The organism is Ruoffia sp. FAM 26254 (genome assembly GCF_045528545.1).
Lineage (GTDB): Bacteria > Bacillota > Bacilli > Lactobacillales > Aerococcaceae > Ruoffia > Ruoffia halotolerans.
This window is the reverse complement of record NZ_JBGQQY010000001.1, coordinates 1-15,596: the sequence shown is the minus strand read 5'-3', so window position 1 is coordinate 15,596 and position 15,596 is coordinate 1. Positions and strand designations below refer to the sequence as shown.

Here is a 15,596-nt window from a genome sequence, read left to right as displayed (position 1 = left end):
TTTATGCTCACACAGCTTTTTAAAGAGACTGGCCGGATTTTTAGTTTATTATTTCGACAGCATCGGCTAAATATATTTCTTTGGCTGGTTGGGATCGTTGGACTAACTATAAGTGTGGCTTACGTTTATCCGATGATTTATGAAAATCAAAGCGACTTAGTTGGCCTAGGTATTACAATGCAAAACCCAGCCATGACAGCAATGCTAGGTCCTGCACAGTCACCATAGGATTATACGGCTGCGATTGCTTTTGCTGGAGAGATGTTGTTATTTACAGCGATTGGCATGGCTGTTATGAACATTTTATTAGTAAGCACAACAACGCGGTTGGATGAAGAAGAAGGACGGTTAGAGCTCGTTCAATCATTACCTGTTGGAAAATTATCCTATACTACCGCTTCGACTTTATTAATGCTTATACTCAATGGAGTCATAACAATAGTGATTGCGGTCGGTTTAGGTGTTATGGATAATGCAGATTTTACTTGGGAGGCTTCATTATTGTATGGAGCTGTTCTTGGGTCCACTGGGTTATTCTTTTCAGGAGCTACCATGGTCGCTGCTCAATTAAGTGAGACAACACGTGGAACTCGCGGGATTGCTTTCACTGTACTCATTCTTTCATATCTTATTCGTGCAGTTGGTGACGTTAGTAATGAAACTCTGTCACTTTTCTCACCATTAGGTTGGACTGTGCGTACTGAAGTGTTTGCGACGAATGAATGGTGGCCAATCATTGGATTAGCGGTTGGATCAGTAATTCTAATTGGCGTTGGCTTTATATTAAATCGTCGTCGCGATATTTTTCAAGGATTACTACCGCAACGTCCAGGTAGAAAAAATGCTTCTTGGTTCTTAAAAACTTTACCAGGTTTTGTTTGGAGTCAAGAAAAGGTTAAACTCATTTCATGGGCTTTAGGAATTTTCCTTATAGCAGCAGCTTTTGGAGCGATCTTAGGTGATCTTGAAACGTACTTTGCTGACATGGATATTTTGCAAGCTTTTCTACCAAATTTAGACACTGCTACTTTAACTGAAGAATTTACACGATTATTGTTCGCGATTATGTCGCTATTTACTGGCATCCCGGCTGTTACGATGATCACGAGCCTGAAGCATGAGGAAGATATTGGGCGATTGGAAAATATATACAGTCGTTCTGTTTCACGCACGAAGTTGTTACTGACCTATTATTGTATCGGTTTAGTATTTATTGCAATTATGCAACTTTTAATGGCGATAGGTATTTACTACCCTGCCAGCCTTGTGATGGACGAACCTTTATCTCTAGTAACTTTTGTTGAAATGGCCTTGTTATATGTTCCTAGCATATGGTTCCTTTTAAGCTTGGCAACGTTCATACTCGGCTTTATTCCTAAAGTCATGCAATTAATTTGGCTTTACTTAACATTCTCTTTCATCGTGAGTTATTTAGGTGAACTTATGGAATTTCCAGAATGGTTAAATAACTTATCTGTCTTTTACCATACGCCAGTGGAATTCGATGGGTTCCCTCTACTTGTCATAATCGTTGTAGCTATTGTACTATCGGCGCTTGGTTTCATTGGATATAACCGCCGTGATTTGAAAAATTAATAGTAAAAAAACCGCTAAAGCATTTTTCAACTTTAGCGGTTTTTCTAGTTTCTTTCTCTAATACGGTTACGGTAATCATTCACGAAATTAGGCCAATCGGTCTTGATGACGTTGACTCCGTATTTTCTCATAATACTCCAGACATAAGTTTCACTACAAAGAATTGCGGCTGTATCGTCCAGCACATCGAATAGTTTATACTCTCTACCAAGGTGTTCAGAATTGGCAATAATCATCATATCTTGGTGAATCAGTTTATTTAACCAATTACTTTCTAGCAATGAATGATGATTTAAATCATCAATTCTTAAATCAACACCAATTAATCGAATATTTTCATAAGTCTTTACTCGTTCAAAGTCAGCTTGTTCGTAGGCAATCGCAACGATTGGTATATTCACATTCGCTTCGTTTAACAACTCTAATGACTTTGGTTCAGCTGGTGCTTTTAGGAATAATAATTCTTTCTTACCTGATTTGATTAATATGTCAAAAAGAGCTTCATCATCCCAGTAATCTGACGTTCGATCTATATTTACAATATAGTTTATTGGAAGCCAATCTAGAAAGTCTTCTAACTTTTCTACTCGGTAGCCAGATTTTTGTCCATTCGAATTGAGTAACACTAAAGAATCAATCTCTTCAGAGGTCATCTCTTCAAACTCTTTATCAACATCTAGTAACATTCTTACGACTAATTTATGAAATAAATAATACACGCCGTCAGCTGAGCGACATACGTCGACCTCTATAATATCTGCTCCCGCTTTTTTAGCGGTAATTGCAGCTTGACGGGTATTTTGAATTACATTCCCACCCCAGAATCCGCGGTGGGCCATAATTAAGAACTTTTTATCATCTTTGGTTTGTTTAATAATATTTTCACTCATTTTATTCTCTTTCTTTTAATTTTTCTATTAACTATTTTTTTAATTATATTTTCGATTAAGGCTAAAAATACCTGTCAGTTTGTAAAAGGTATACATTGCGAATATACTCATATTGTAATCGATTACCTACATTTGTCATTATAACACCGTCTTGAGGGTATTGATATGCCTTTTCTATGTTTTCCTTAATGATATTAATAATATTCATTAACTAGTATTTAATAACGCTTGCACATTTTAATTCCGTGTGTTATCTTTGTATCACATTAGAAAAATTAAAATTCAAGGAGAAAACTAAATGATTCTGTTAACAAATACAAAATTAAACAACGTCGTCGTCGACGCTGTCAGGACTTAGCTTATTCGATAAAAATTCGAATATATGCCAAGTCCTATTCGTGTTTGTTGACAGAATAGGATTTTCTTTTTAAAAGCCCTATTCTATCCGCAAGATAGAATAGGGCTTTTATTTTTCTATTAAAACTTAAAAAAGGGGATTATTATTATGAAACTAAGAAAAATGGGACTAACATTACTATCAATGCTTACTTTAGGGGCTAGCTTAACGCCTGCTATGTCCACTGCAAACGCACAAGAAGAGGAACCAATTCGCATTGGTGCGAATTTAGAACTCTCTGGATACGGATCAGCTTACGGTGTACCTATCATCGATAATCTGACATTAGCTGCTGAAGAAATCAATGAAGCGGGCGGTTTATTAGGTGGCCGCATGATCGAAATTATTGACTATGACAATACTTCGAACAAAACTGAAGCAACATCCATTGCGACTCGCCTAGCCGGTGAAGATGTAGCAGCAGTTCTTGGCCCAGCAACATCAGATATGATTTATGCATCACGCCCTTCTGCCATTCAAAGTCAGTTACCGACAATGTATCCAGTTGGAACGTCTGATGATCTAACAATCGATGAGAATGGTGATGTAATAAGCAATATCTTCCGTTTAGCTTTTACGTATTCTTTCCAAGGTAAAGCTGCTGCTAGATATGCTATGGACGAATTAGGTGCAACAAACGCAGCAGTTATTACTGACCAATCCAATGATTATTCGGTTGGTCTAGCCGATCCTTTTAAAGCAGAATTCGAAGCTTTAAGTGGGACAATTACTGAAGAACTCTTCTACAACGCTGGCGAGCAAGACTTTATGGGTCTATTGACTTCATTGGCTGTCCTTGATTTTGATATTTTATATATACCTGGTTTCTTTAGTGAAGGTGGAATCATTGTTCGACAAGCGCGTGAAATGGGTCTAATGCAACCAATTCTAAGTGGACATGGCTTCGCAAGTGATACATTATTAGAAATTGCTGGCCCACAAAATGCAACAGACTTATATATTACCTCTCACTTCCATACTGGTAGTGAAAACCCAGGCGCTCAAGAATATGTTGCGAAATTCGAAGAACGTTACGGTGAATCACCTGACACATTTGATGCTTTAAGTTATGACGCTGCCCACTTAATCTTCCAAGCTATTGAAGAAGCCGGAACAGATAACCCTGAAGCAATTCGCGAATCAATGGAAAATATTCAGTTTGAAGGAATCACTGGTGCATTCCAATATGATGAATACCATAATGCCGTAGAAACTGCCCCAATGTTACATTATATCGATGGAGAAGTAGCTGAAGTATTTGAAGTTGATGGGAACTAATAAATAGACAGATAAACGGAGCTTACTTCTAGTGAGTTCCGTTTTTTATTGTCATAAAACTATAGCACGAATAAAATCCATTAATAATGCTTGCACATTTAAATTCCATGTGATATTTTTGAATTACATTAGAAATCATTAAAATTTAAGGGGAAACTCCAATGCTTCTGTTATCAAACATGAAATTAAATAACGCCATTATTATTATTATTAACGGCCTCAGGACTTAGCTTATTCGAAAAAATCGAATAACTGCTCAGTCCTATTCATGTTTGAACACAGAATAGGAAAATCTTTTTTAAAAGTCCTATTCTATCCGAAAGATAGATTAGGGCTTTTTATTTTTTCTATTGAATATTATAAAAGGGGATTATTATTATGAAATTAAGAAAACTAGGATTAACGTTACTTTCAATGCTTACTTTAGGGACAAGTTTAACACCTGATATGACTACTGCACAGGCACAGGATCAAGAACCAATTCGCATTGGAGCAAACTTGGAACTGTCTGGTGTCGGATCAGCATACGCTGTACCAATGATGGATAATCTAACATTAGCTGCCGAGGAAGTTAATGAAGCGGGCGGTCTCTTAGGTGGTCGAATGGTCGAAATCGTAGAATACGATAACACATCGAATAAAGCAGAAGCAACTTCGATTGCGACTCGTTTAGCTAGTGAAGGTGTATCTGTAGTTTTTGGTCCTGCAACGTCTGACCTAGTTTACGCATCCCGTCCAACTGCGGTTGAAAGTCAGTTACCAACTATGTATCCCGTAGGAACAGCAGACAATTTAGCTTTAGATGAGAACGGTGAAGTTATCAGTAATATCTTCCGTTTAGCCTTTACTTATACATTCCAAGGAAACGCAGCTGCAAGGTTTGCGATGGACGAATTAGGCGCAACCAATGCAGTGGTTATTACTGACCAATCAAAAGACTATTCGGTTGGTTTAGCTGAGCCTTTCAAAGCAGAATTTGAAAATTTAGGCGGAACAGTTGTTGATGAAGTGTTCTATAATGATGGCGAGCAAGACTTTATGGGCTTACTCACTTCAATTGCTACCCTTGATTTCGATGTCTTATATGTCCCCGCCTTCTTCAGTGAAGCTGGAATAGTTAACTTTTCTTGATAAATGGAAATAAAAAAGTTATATACAATCGATAGAATCAGATGATTTTTCCAATTTCCGTCATCTTCATCAAATCCCATAATGAATAAATCTGTTCCATAATCAACACGTTCATAACCACCAAATACTGTTTGATTAGGTATGCGATTACATTTTGATTCAACAAATTTCCCTTCAGGTTCAGTAATATCACTTTCGTCATTTTCTTCAAAAGGAAAAGATAGAAAGTGCATAATACCTACTGAATTTTCTCCAAAATCAATTGATTTTGAATTATAAAAAATAGTTCGAAAAATAGAATTTACAAATAGTGCAGCTTTTCCGATACCTTTACTGCCTTGAGAGTCGTCATCACTTTTTACAGAAAGCCCTTCACCAATACCAGTCCAGAAAATGGTTCATTTCTGGACACTGCTATTTTGGTATGATTTTTCTCTAAATGATCTGAAATACGTGTCCATAAACCCGTAATAAATTCTATGTCCAATTAATCAAGTACGATAAAGATATGATACACTGAAAAAAACGACAGATCATTTTTATATGCACTTTTTGAATGCGGGCTTACATAATCCGTGAGTGAAGGTTAAACACTATACAGAAGATGGTCTCTTATGTTTAATGCCACGACTAAGTAACTCTTATTCATAATTCTTGTTCAAATATTCCAGAATGCTATTACGTATTTCATCATGCTTTATAGGGTTATAAGAGGTTTCTTTATTGTGCCAGTTGGAACTATCGTATAGCCATACAGGCATTTTTTTCCGTTCTTCACTTTCCCATTCATAACGTGGAAAAACATGGGCATGCAGAAAATTATCAGTATTTCCTAAAATGTCATAATTAACTCTAATAGGTGTACAACTATGAATAATAGCATCACCTAGAATACTCATGTCGGAAAGAAACTGTTCACGTTCCTCTAATGTTAAGACATTCAAAGAGTTAACTTCCTTTTTGGGTAATAGCACACAGTAGCCAGGCAAAAATTGAACATCTCCAAAAACAGCATAGCCACCTTTTAATTCTTTTATCAGCATTGGATTAGTCCCATTTATTGCAGATAAAACTCGATTCTCGTACCATTCCATGTAAATCACTCCTTTTTGACTTAGATAATTTTTCTTTTTAATTCTTCAGTATTTCTGGAATCTTCTTCTCGTTTTTTTGGAATTTATTTTATCAAGCAACGTTATTTGAATGCTTTAACAATATTTTGAGAAGCTTGTTTTATTGCTGTCGCTTCAGCACTATCTCCTTGGTCTTTTATTTTTTGCCATAACAGATTTGATGACATATCTGTTTTGATTTTAAATTCTTCCTCGTAGATAGCCCCGTCAAGATCTTGGTATTTTATTTTACCTGTAATCGTTTCATTAAAAGTAGTATCCATGCTTGTAGTGAATTTTTGATTTGGAGCAATTATTCCACCAACTAGTGACCCTAACCGATTAAGGTCATTATTTTCATCTAATTTGGAAATAAAGGTTAAATCTAAAATTTTTGCAGCACTTTTCCCAAAATTCTTAATGACAATATACTTTTCAAAATAAACAGTATCTAAAGTTTCTATATAAAACATAACGTAAGGTCTGTTGGCACTTAATATTGACTTTTCAGTCAGCTGAATAGATTTTTTAGATTGATATAGTGAACTTAGAGCTATGGCTAAACTAATACATGAAACCAAAATCTGAATAAGTTCTGCTAGCGAAATGTAAGGTTGAAGTAATTGAGTTATATTTTCCATTGCAACAGTCTCCTCTATTAAAATAAGTTCTTTGAAGTTTAGTTTTTTTATTAGGTTTATTTCAAAGCTTACAGATTATAAATCTCTTTATTAGAATAGACTCTATAGATCAGTACTTAGTTGCAGTTTTCTCTTATTGCGCGTCAAGGTGCTTTTACTGATGCCAGTCATTTTCTCTACCTCTTTATAGGAATGCCTTTCCAATAGATTCATGGCCAGATTGATTTGTTGCTGATTGAATTTTTTTGGTCGCCCTTCCCGGAAGTCGGGATCTAAGCAAGATTTTCGTGCGTAAGTAGAAAAATTTTGTAGGTTTGCTTCCCTCATATTTTTCTCAATAATTTTATTTTCTAATTCAGAAACAAAAAACTTTTTTTGAATGTTCCGTTGTCTGTTTGCTTTTTTATCCATATCAAAACCTCCGCAAATCTAAGAATAGTAATTCTATTATAAAGTATTGTGGTGAACTTCGCATGTGTGTACACACATGCAGTAAAAAGTAATCATCTTCCACTCGGTCACACCTAAAATTTACATTTTAGTTTGTACCTCGTCTCAGACGATTCTTTTTATTTTTGGGGCGTTGCCCCAATCCCAATTTTTTAGAAATAGCTAGGATAATTTTCAACATCTCCGTACAAACTTTCAACTGTAAAACACAATTCCTCGACTTCACCTGGCTATCAAACGATTAAACTCTGCATTGTTTAATCGCATGCAGGAGTATCAGACCAGCTGTTTCAGCCAACATGACGGCTTTCATTCCAACTGTCAAATAATCAGTTATTGCTATCTTATTTTAGATAGCATTCCTATTTCGTGTTAAAGCACTTGTAAGGAAACGTGTCACACCATCCATGGCGTAAGCCGTTGCCCACTTCAATCCGAATGGCCGGTCTCTGTATTGATTATAGTCCGTAAATGTTTTCTTAGTACGCTTTACCATGACTTTCAGCACCTTCAAGTCCAGACATACCACCTGCATGTCCTCCGACAAGGCTGCTGCGGCTGATTGCAGTCGCCCCTGGCAATAACGAATTAGCATGCACCAAGGCTTTGAATCCGTATCGGTTTCGAATTTTGTCACACAGATAATCTAAATCATCGTTCGCCAAGCACGTGAAATGGGTCTAATGCAACCAATTCTAAGTGGACATGGCTTCGCAAGTGATACTTTAACTGAAATTGCTGGCGCTCAAAACGCTACTGATCTTTACTTTACATCGCACTTCCATACAGGTAGTGACAATCCTGGTGCCCAAGAATACGTTGCGAAATTCGAAGAACGCTTCGGTCATGCACCCGATACATTCGACGCTTTAAGTTACGATGGCGCTCACTTAATCTTCCAAGCAATCGAAGAAGCAGGGTCAGATGATCCAACAGCGATCCGTGACGCTATGGAAAATATTCAATTCGAAGGCGTGACTGGATCATTCCAATACGATGACCTTCATAATGCCGTAAACTCCGCTCCTATGTTACATTTAGTAAACGGAGAAGTGACTGAGGAATATGTAGTGGATGGTAACTAACATAACATACAAACGGAGCTTGCTTTATTGTAAGTTCCGTTTTTTTAACGAACCAAAAAAATAATCCTCACTCTTTACTAGAGTAAAGATTATTAAAAACCGATATCTTATTATGCCGAGGGCCGGAATCGAACCGGCACGGTAGTCACCCACCGCAGGATTTTAAGTCCTGTGCGTCTGCCAGTTCCGCCACCCCGGCAATAAAAAAAGTGGTTGGTCGTGACAACGACAAACAGAAGTATACCATCTAATTATATTATATGTCAATACTATCTTCATAATTTTATTATAATTATTTAATTCACTGAAATATTTACTAGTAAAGGTTATAATAGAATGTAACAAGGACATAGGAGGTATTATATGAAATTAGGGATTTTAAAACCCAGTAATGCTGGAGAAAAGAGACTTACTCTACTACCAGAACACATCGAAGGCTTAGAAAATGATATATTAATCGAAGCTGGCTTTGGTGAAAGTTTAGAAATTACTGATAAAGAATATGAAGATAAAGGCTGTACAATACTTTCACGTAAAGAGGTCTATGAGCAAGCAGATGCTCTTTACTCGATGAAAGGTATACCGGAAGAGGAATATGATTTATTACAAGATAACCAAATTATCATTGGCTGGATCCACCCACAAGCCAAAGGTAAAGCATTCATGGAAGGGGTCGCAACTGATAAACATTTAATCATCTTAAACATTGATAACACACAACCAACCATTGCTTTTGAAGATAAGATTGAACCTATTCCATTTATCCGAAGTAACTTTACTTACAAAAACAGCGTTACCGCAGGTTATGTAGGTACCATTCATTCAATGTTAAGTTACGGTAAACTGTTCAATTCGACAACGAATATCGCGATTCTTGGTTCGGGAAATGTATCTCAAGGTGCAATGAATGCTGCATCTAAACTTGGTGCTATTGATAATATTCGTATGTTCTACCATAGTAATTTAGATGAATTTTATAAAACTTATAGTGAATACGATGTGATTATTAACGCAATTGCGGTAACTGATCCAACAAATCATATGTTAACTTATGACCATGTTAAAAACATGAAAAAAGGAACGCTTGTTGTTGATTTAGCCGCTCAACCTGGTGAAGCCGTTGAATTCAGTTCTGAGACAACTTATGATGAACCATTACTTAAAGTGGACGATATCTTTGTCTACTGTATTCGTAACATCCCTTCATTAGTATACCGTACAGCAAGTGAAGTACTTTCTGAATCATTCACAAATTGGGTATTTAAACGCGACTTACAAGAATACATTGATCTAGCAAAAGAACATGGTTATAACATTAAATAAAGTATAGGTACCTTAAACTGAGTAACGATAAGTTATTCAGTTTTTTTGTTATCAATTAATAATCATTCATATTATTATATTGATATAATTAACATTGTATAGTTTGACTAATTATCATAAGGGTGATTTAATAATATTAAAGTAATTCTAATACATTAAAGTATTCGTTTGAGTGATTCTTATTCTAATTGTATTCGCTTTACGCTATGTTCCAATAGTGATGCTTATCTTTTAATAGGTATACATTTTTGGAAATCTAATCTTCGAAAGGGGTAGGTCTAATTAAAAATAACCTTATTAATTTTTTACATTTTTTACCTTTTCTAGTTTACGTAAATTTACTATTTATTTTATTCAGTTTACCTTTGATAACTCTATTCCCTAGCCTTTTCGCTTTAGTTCATGTGATCGATGGCTATTTTTCCAATGATGAATTAACGAATTCATCGTTATTTTTTCGATTTAAAAGCGCATTTAAACAACTGTGGAGAAAAAGCCTTAAATTTGGTTTGATATCTCTCCCTTTTATTTTAATCATTGGATTAGATTTACTCATTCTTAGTTCAGTTACAACTCAGAGTCCGCTCGTTATCGCATTTAAATATGCTTTAATTTTTCTTAGTCTCATAATTTACTGTATTTTTCACTTTATATTTTTGCAAATCATTCAGTTACATTGAAGAAATCTATAATAATTGGATTTTTACTAACGATTAAAAATCCTGTTATGTCATTACTGATAATACTAGCGCATTTGATTATAATAGTGACCGCATTTTTCCAGCCTGGTCTAGGTTTGTTATTAATGTTCAGCGCACCGATTTATATCGTAAATTATGTTTGTCACCGTTTCATAAATTTTAAAGAGGATTTACAATGAAAAAAATTATTAATTTATTAATCACCTTTGTAATGGCTTTTTCATTTATTAGTATAAATAAAAGCGCTCCCGTTTCGACTCAAGAAAATGGGGAAGTGGTTGGATTAGATTTCTGGACATTTTGGGGTTCAGAACCACGTCGGAATGTTGTTGGTCATTTGGTGGAATAATTTAACTTAAGGAGGAGCGACATGCTAGAACATTACACAATGGCTTATGGGAAGAATCAAGAAGATAAATCGTATGATTTCTATCATTTATGGCAAGCGAATGAACAGGAAATTCAACAGATGCTTGATCAATTTGATATTCCTGAGGATTTTATAACGAGTGGTCTAGATTCTTACGAAGTTGCCCGGTGGGAGTCGTATAAAGGCGATGATGGAGATTTATACACCTTGGTACTCTTTAACTACCCCTTTAAAGAGCGAACACAAGACTTCCGTGACGTGTATCGTACTGCCCCTATCGCCATTGTATTTAAACCTGGTTTAGTCATTGTCACTAGTATCGATTCCTTAAAAACTCTCAATCACATTACAGAAATGAGATTGAATTCTTTTAACGGCTTAGATGAGTTGGGCCTAGTATTGAATATACTATGGTTTATCGCCCGATTATTCATTATTCTTTTAGAGGAAATCGACCGAGAAATTCGGGATTTAGAATCAGATGTCACAGAGTCTACAAAAAATGAAATCTTTTACACGCAAATGAAATTAAATAAAGCGCTCGTCTTCTTTAATTCAGCCATTAATAATGATCGGGATGTACTAGAACATCTAAAAGAACAGTTTAACCAGTTAGATATTGAGGATAATGACTTGCAGCATCTGCGTGATGTTAATGTTGAATTGCATCAAGCGAGTGGCATGGTGCATGAATTGAAGCAACTCAATGAAAAAGTGAGCGATATCTTATCGAATGTGGTCAATAATAATATGAACCAAGTTATGCGCGTATTAACTGTATGGTCCATTATTTTAACAATTCCAACCATTATAACCAGCGCTTGGGGAATGAACGTTCCTGTGCCAGGTGAAGAGGCTGCATCTTCAATGATTATCATTGGTATTACTACTCTAATTTTAGTGTTAATTGGTTACTGGCTGTTTAAACGGAATAAATGGCTGTAGAAGTAAAGCGGTCACGGTGATTAAAGTGATTAAATTATATTAAAAGGACTCATTTACCCGTTTAACCAGGTAAATGAGTCCTTTTGTTTGTCTAACCTAATATTTCTTCAGCTAAGGTACGGGCTATTTCATTTAAATTGTCACGATTACGACCTAATTCTAAGCGAATAATCGGTTCCGTAGCGCTCGAGATGAAGATATCAATTTCAGCATCTAAATCAGTTGTCCCTGCCGTTTCGATTGAGAAACGACTAATTGATTTATACGGAACACTTTGGATGTCACGCTTGCTTCCGACTCCTTGGATGTCAATTAAGATAAGACGTTTGTTAGTGAACACAATAAAGTCACGAATCAATTTGTATGTTGAAACAACTTCTTCTGTTGACGTTAAAATATCTTGAATCACATTCATAGCACTCGCGTTATCGACTTTACCTGCTTTTCCTGTTAATCGATCAAATATTGACATGTCCATTCCTCTTTTCGTAAGTTTGTTAATCTAAGTATATCAGATTGCCTTACCGAGTTAAAAATTAATGCGTCGCTCCACCGATCACTTGAATATCGTCTTTATCATTGTATTCAACAATTGCTTTGATCGCTGCTTCAATTCCACGAGCCATATCAGTTAATGACATTGCGGGTTGATTTGGTTTATCTAATACTTGTTCAGTCATGAATGGAATATGCATAAATCCTGCTTTTACTTCTGGGAACTCTTTATCAACTAAGTAAAGTGTTTGGTACATTATGTGATTACATACAAAAGTTCCAGCTGTGTTTGATACTGAGGCAGGAATGCCTACATTTTTCATCGCTTCTACCATTGCTTTAATTGGTAATTTTGAGAAGTAAGCTGGTTGGCCGTCTTCTTGAATAGCTAAATCAATCGGTTGGTTTCCTTCATTATCAGGAATACGGGCATCATCTTGATTGATTGCGACACGTTCTGGTGTTAAGCCCATACGTCCGCCCGCTTGACCGATATTTAAAACAACATCAGGTTTGAATTCATTCATTTTCTCACGGACAACATCTGCAGATTTGTGGAAAACTGTTGGGATTTCCAATTTTTCAATCTCTGCACCTTTAATTGTATCTGGTAATAATTTTACTGCTTCAATGGCAGGGTTCATTGCTTCGCCACCAAATGGATCGAATCCTGTTACTAAAATTTTCATATAAAAACTCCTCCTGTTAGATAAATGGTAAGTAGTACATTAAAATTACATGCACTACAATCATACTAAACGCGAATGGAACTTGGTCTTTAATGACTCCAAATTCACTCTTCATCTCTAATAATGCTACAGGTAATGCGTTAAAATTACCAGCCATAGGGGTCATTAAAGTCCCACAAAAACCAGCAGTCATTGCTAAAGCTCCTGCAATAATTGGATCCGCACCAAGTGAGAATACGAATGGCACACCAATTCCTAACGTAATAACGGTAAAGGCCGCAAAGGCATTCCCCATAACCATTGTGAATAACACCATACCTAAGACATATACTAAAACTCCCCAGAATCGACTTTCAGCTGGGATGACTCCTTGAACAAGTCCAGACACAACATCTCCAACACCTGCTGCAGTAAATACTGTACCTAAAGCACCAAGCAATTGAGGTAAAATACCTGTTGTTGATACCTGTTGAATCATGCGATCACTTTCTGGAAGCAATGTTTTTGGTCCACGACGAATAGTGAATAATAGTGTTATCGTCCCGATTAAAGCTCCAATACCTAAGACCGATTGACTTAATGCTGGGAAAATTTGGGCAATCAATAATGAAGATATCGCTAAAGTCATGACGGGTAAGAAGATACCATTACCTGTATTGTCAGCATTCTCTTTAACTTCTTTTTCCGGTGTGGCTTTGATTTCTCCGATCGATACTTGTTTGAATAAAGTAATTACCCCAATGATCAACACTAATACTCCATTAATGATATTGGGAATATAACTACCACCAACGAATAGGACTCCTAGAGTCGCCCAAAATAATGTCGTTCCGATACGTGTAGGATTCGTCTCATCGTTGAATACACGGTAAGCTGTATAAAGTAATTGTAAACCAATGACGATATACATAATTTCTAAAACTGTACTTGCAAATTGTTCCATTGATTTCTCCTCCTACTTTTTAGCTTTCGCTTTTTTACGTAATTGACGGTCAAAACGCCAGTTGAAAATGGCAGCTAATACTAATGCAATCACTGCAATTGGGATTGACGCAATGGCTAATGAGCTTTGGTTACCGTTTAAACCTAAGTCAATCAATGTTGCACTGATTAATTGAATTCCGGCAGATCCTGCGAATGTATTTTGCGCAAAGAAGTTACCATAGTTATCCGCTGCAGATGCGCGTGCTTTAATTTTCTCAACGTCGTCTTCATCTAATTTACCATCCGTATCTGACTCCGCTGCTGCTTCTGCCATTGGATAGATCAATGGACGCACAAACTGTGGATGTCCACCAAGTCGAATTGAGAAAAATCCCGATAATTCACGAATTGCTTGATACACTGTAAACAAGCCACCTGTTGAGAGTCCTTTAATCTTTTCAATAAATCGAATCGCTTGTTCTTTTAGACCAAACGTCTCTGACAAGCCGATCATCGGTAAAGTTAAGAAGAACAAGGTTACAAAACGCTGGTTCGTAAATGCCTCTCCGAGTATCGTTAAAAATTCTATGAATGAAATGCCTGATACTAATGCAGTAACAAGTCCTGCGACAACAACAGTTGCGATTGTGTCAAATTTTAGAATAAAACCTAATATGATAATGACAATACCTATTAATTTAATCCATTCCATATCTATACCTCCTTAAACAATTTAAATTTATTAAAATGTTCACCTATTTTACCATACATGAAACAAATTTGATCCCCTTGCTGATTATCTTTATGAAAATATAATAAAAGTAGACTCTTTAAATCCTTTTCAATTAAAGATACAATAGAATAAGTATATTAGAAAAGAGTTTATAACATGAAAATCCAACGTATCAATTCCATTCACTCACCTTTGACAGATGATTTGGAAACTTTATATATTAATGCCTTTCCTTCGTATGAACGCAAACCTTTTGAAACTTTATTCTCACATCAAGAAACTGGTTTTGCTGAAGTCTTCGCAATGACTGAAGACGAACGCTTTATTGGTATGATTTCAACTTTAAAAAGTTCTCAATTAATTTTTGTTGAATACTTTGCAATTTCTCCTGAATATCGCAGCCTAGGTTATGGTTCAAAAGTTTTATCACTTCTTAAAGAAAAATATCATGACATGAATATTTGCTTAGAAATTGAAGTTGTTCAAACGGATGAAGGTATCATAGAGGAACGCTTACGACGCCTGCAATTTTACGAGAAGAATGGCTTCCAACAATTAAATATGATTGTGAATTTATTTGATGTAGAATTTGAATTGCTAGGTACGAGTTCGGAGATAACTTTTGAAGAATATTTTACTTTATATGAACAAATTCATGGAGATTCATTTAAAGACAAGCTTTATTTAATTGATGAATTGTAAAATTAAGTGCGACAAATAAAGAAACCCATAACAGGTTCGTGTAAAATGTTAGTAACGACAAAAACATAAACACGGAGGTCTGTTATGAGCTACACACATCTTACCATAGAGGAACGTTCAAAAATAGAAATACT

Annotated in this window: 19 protein-coding genes and 1 tRNA gene; 10 read left to right on the top strand and 10 right to left on the bottom strand. The window is 35.8% G+C overall.

Features of this window, described 5'->3' with window-relative positions; all coding sequences use genetic code 11:
• Window positions 1-3 precede the first annotated feature (3 nt).
• A complete protein-coding gene (locus ACEN3Z_RS00100) occupies window positions 4-228 on the top strand; it encodes a hypothetical protein (RefSeq protein WP_407089014.1) in 225 nt (74 codons plus the stop codon).
• Window positions 229-261: 33 nt separating this feature from the next.
• The gene (locus tag ACEN3Z_RS00095) at window positions 262-1,596 is read left to right on the top strand and encodes an ABC transporter permease (RefSeq protein WP_407089013.1); all 1,335 of its coding nucleotides are present in this window, start codon (window positions 262-264) and stop codon (window positions 1,594-1,596) included.
• 44 nt (window positions 1,597-1,640) lie between these two features.
• Here ACEN3Z_RS00095 and ACEN3Z_RS00090 read toward each other — a convergent pair whose 3' ends face one another.
• Entirely contained in the window at window positions 1,641-2,486 is an 846-nt protein-coding gene (locus tag ACEN3Z_RS00090; RefSeq protein ID WP_138404924.1) for a glycerophosphodiester phosphodiesterase family protein, read from the bottom strand.
• Between the two features lie 505 nt (window positions 2,487-2,991).
• Between ACEN3Z_RS00090 and ACEN3Z_RS00085 the strand changes: the two genes are divergently transcribed.
• Together ACEN3Z_RS00085 and ACEN3Z_RS00080 are read left to right on the top strand one after the other, a co-directional pair.
• Window positions 2,992-4,161, top strand: coding sequence for an ABC transporter substrate-binding protein (locus tag ACEN3Z_RS00085; protein WP_407089011.1), 1,170 nt, complete (start codon window positions 2,992-2,994; stop codon window positions 4,159-4,161).
• 378 nt (window positions 4,162-4,539) lie between these two features.
• Window positions 4,540-5,292 carry an ABC transporter substrate-binding protein gene (locus ACEN3Z_RS00080; RefSeq protein WP_407089010.1) on the top strand — a complete coding sequence of 251 codons (753 nt, stop codon included), beginning with the start codon at window positions 4,540-4,542 and terminating at the stop codon, window positions 5,290-5,292.
• A gap of 641 nt (window positions 5,293-5,933) precedes the next feature.
• Here ACEN3Z_RS00080 and ACEN3Z_RS00075 read toward each other — a convergent pair.
• The 4 genes from ACEN3Z_RS00075 to ACEN3Z_RS00060 form a co-directional block, all read right to left on the bottom strand.
• On the bottom strand, window positions 5,934-6,386 hold the full coding sequence (locus ACEN3Z_RS00075; RefSeq protein WP_407089008.1) for an HIT family protein: 453 nt from the start codon (window positions 6,384-6,386) through the stop codon (window positions 5,934-5,936).
• 101 nt (window positions 6,387-6,487) lie between these two features.
• Entirely contained in the window at window positions 6,488-7,045 is a 558-nt protein-coding gene (locus tag ACEN3Z_RS00070; protein WP_407089007.1) for a hypothetical protein, read from the bottom strand.
• A gap of 102 nt (window positions 7,046-7,147) precedes the next feature.
• Complete coding sequence (locus ACEN3Z_RS00065) at window positions 7,148-7,456, bottom strand: plasmid mobilization protein (protein ID WP_407089005.1); 309 nt, start codon at window positions 7,454-7,456, stop codon at window positions 7,148-7,150.
• A 388-nt stretch (window positions 7,457-7,844) separates the two neighbouring features.
• Complete coding sequence (locus tag ACEN3Z_RS00060) at window positions 7,845-7,991, bottom strand: hypothetical protein (RefSeq protein WP_010051960.1); 147 nt, start codon at window positions 7,989-7,991, stop codon at window positions 7,845-7,847.
• Window positions 7,992-8,178: 187 nt separating this feature from the next.
• Between ACEN3Z_RS00060 and ACEN3Z_RS00055 the strand changes: the two genes are divergently transcribed.
• Window positions 8,179-8,580 (top strand): ABC transporter substrate-binding protein, encoded by a 402-nt coding sequence (locus tag ACEN3Z_RS00055; protein ID WP_407089003.1) that lies wholly within the window; start codon window positions 8,179-8,181, stop codon window positions 8,578-8,580.
• Window positions 8,581-8,693: 113 nt separating this feature from the next.
• Here the strand turns inward: ACEN3Z_RS00055 and ACEN3Z_RS00050 are convergent.
• Window positions 8,694-8,779: transfer RNA gene (locus tag ACEN3Z_RS00050), tRNA-Leu, on the bottom strand.
• Between the two features lie 164 nt (window positions 8,780-8,943).
• Here ACEN3Z_RS00050 and ACEN3Z_RS00045 point away from each other — a divergent pair.
• The 4 genes from ACEN3Z_RS00045 to ACEN3Z_RS00030 all read left to right on the top strand — a co-directional run bounded on the left by ACEN3Z_RS00045 (window position 8,944) and on the right by ACEN3Z_RS00030 (window position 11,919).
• The gene (locus ACEN3Z_RS00045) at window positions 8,944-9,903 is read left to right on the top strand and encodes a N(5)-(carboxyethyl)ornithine synthase (protein ID WP_407089001.1); all 960 of its coding nucleotides are present in this window, start codon (window positions 8,944-8,946) and stop codon (window positions 9,901-9,903) included.
• A gap of 281 nt (window positions 9,904-10,184) precedes the next feature.
• Window positions 10,185-10,583, top strand: coding sequence for a DUF624 domain-containing protein (locus ACEN3Z_RS00040; protein ID WP_407089150.1), 399 nt, complete (start codon window positions 10,185-10,187; stop codon window positions 10,581-10,583).
• A 196-nt stretch (window positions 10,584-10,779) separates the two neighbouring features.
• The gene (locus ACEN3Z_RS00035; RefSeq protein ID WP_171031334.1) at window positions 10,780-10,953 is read left to right on the top strand and encodes a hypothetical protein; all 174 of its coding nucleotides are present in this window, start codon (window positions 10,780-10,782) and stop codon (window positions 10,951-10,953) included.
• Window positions 10,954-10,974: 21 nt separating this feature from the next.
• Window positions 10,975-11,919, top strand: a complete 945-nt coding sequence (locus ACEN3Z_RS00030) for a magnesium transporter CorA family protein (RefSeq protein ID WP_138404928.1) — start codon at window positions 10,975-10,977, stop codon at window positions 11,917-11,919.
• A gap of 91 nt (window positions 11,920-12,010) precedes the next feature.
• On the opposite strand, the gene ACEN3Z_RS00025 is transcribed toward ACEN3Z_RS00030, so the two are convergent.
• The 4 genes from ACEN3Z_RS00025 to ACEN3Z_RS00010 form a co-directional block, all read right to left on the bottom strand.
• Window positions 12,011-12,391: a PH domain-containing protein gene (locus ACEN3Z_RS00025; RefSeq protein WP_138404929.1), complete on the bottom strand. Its 381-nt coding sequence runs from the start codon at window positions 12,389-12,391 to the stop codon at window positions 12,011-12,013.
• A gap of 64 nt (window positions 12,392-12,455) precedes the next feature.
• Window positions 12,456-13,103: a pyroglutamyl-peptidase I gene (pcp, locus tag ACEN3Z_RS00020; RefSeq protein ID WP_138404930.1), complete on the bottom strand. Its 648-nt coding sequence runs from the start codon at window positions 13,101-13,103 to the stop codon at window positions 12,456-12,458.
• Window positions 13,104-13,119: 16 nt separating this feature from the next.
• A complete protein-coding gene (locus ACEN3Z_RS00015; RefSeq protein ID WP_407088999.1) occupies window positions 13,120-14,046 on the bottom strand; it encodes a DUF979 domain-containing protein in 927 nt (308 codons plus the stop codon).
• Between the two features lie 12 nt (window positions 14,047-14,058).
• The gene (locus ACEN3Z_RS00010; RefSeq protein WP_197104245.1) at window positions 14,059-14,739 is read right to left on the bottom strand and encodes a DUF969 domain-containing protein; all 681 of its coding nucleotides are present in this window, start codon (window positions 14,737-14,739) and stop codon (window positions 14,059-14,061) included.
• Between the two features lie 177 nt (window positions 14,740-14,916).
• Here ACEN3Z_RS00010 and ACEN3Z_RS00005 point away from each other — a divergent pair, with 177 nt between their 5' ends.
• Window positions 14,917-15,462, top strand: a complete 546-nt coding sequence (locus ACEN3Z_RS00005) for a GNAT family N-acetyltransferase (protein ID WP_407088998.1) — start codon at window positions 14,917-14,919, stop codon at window positions 15,460-15,462.
• Window positions 15,463-15,596: the final 134 nt, after the last annotated feature.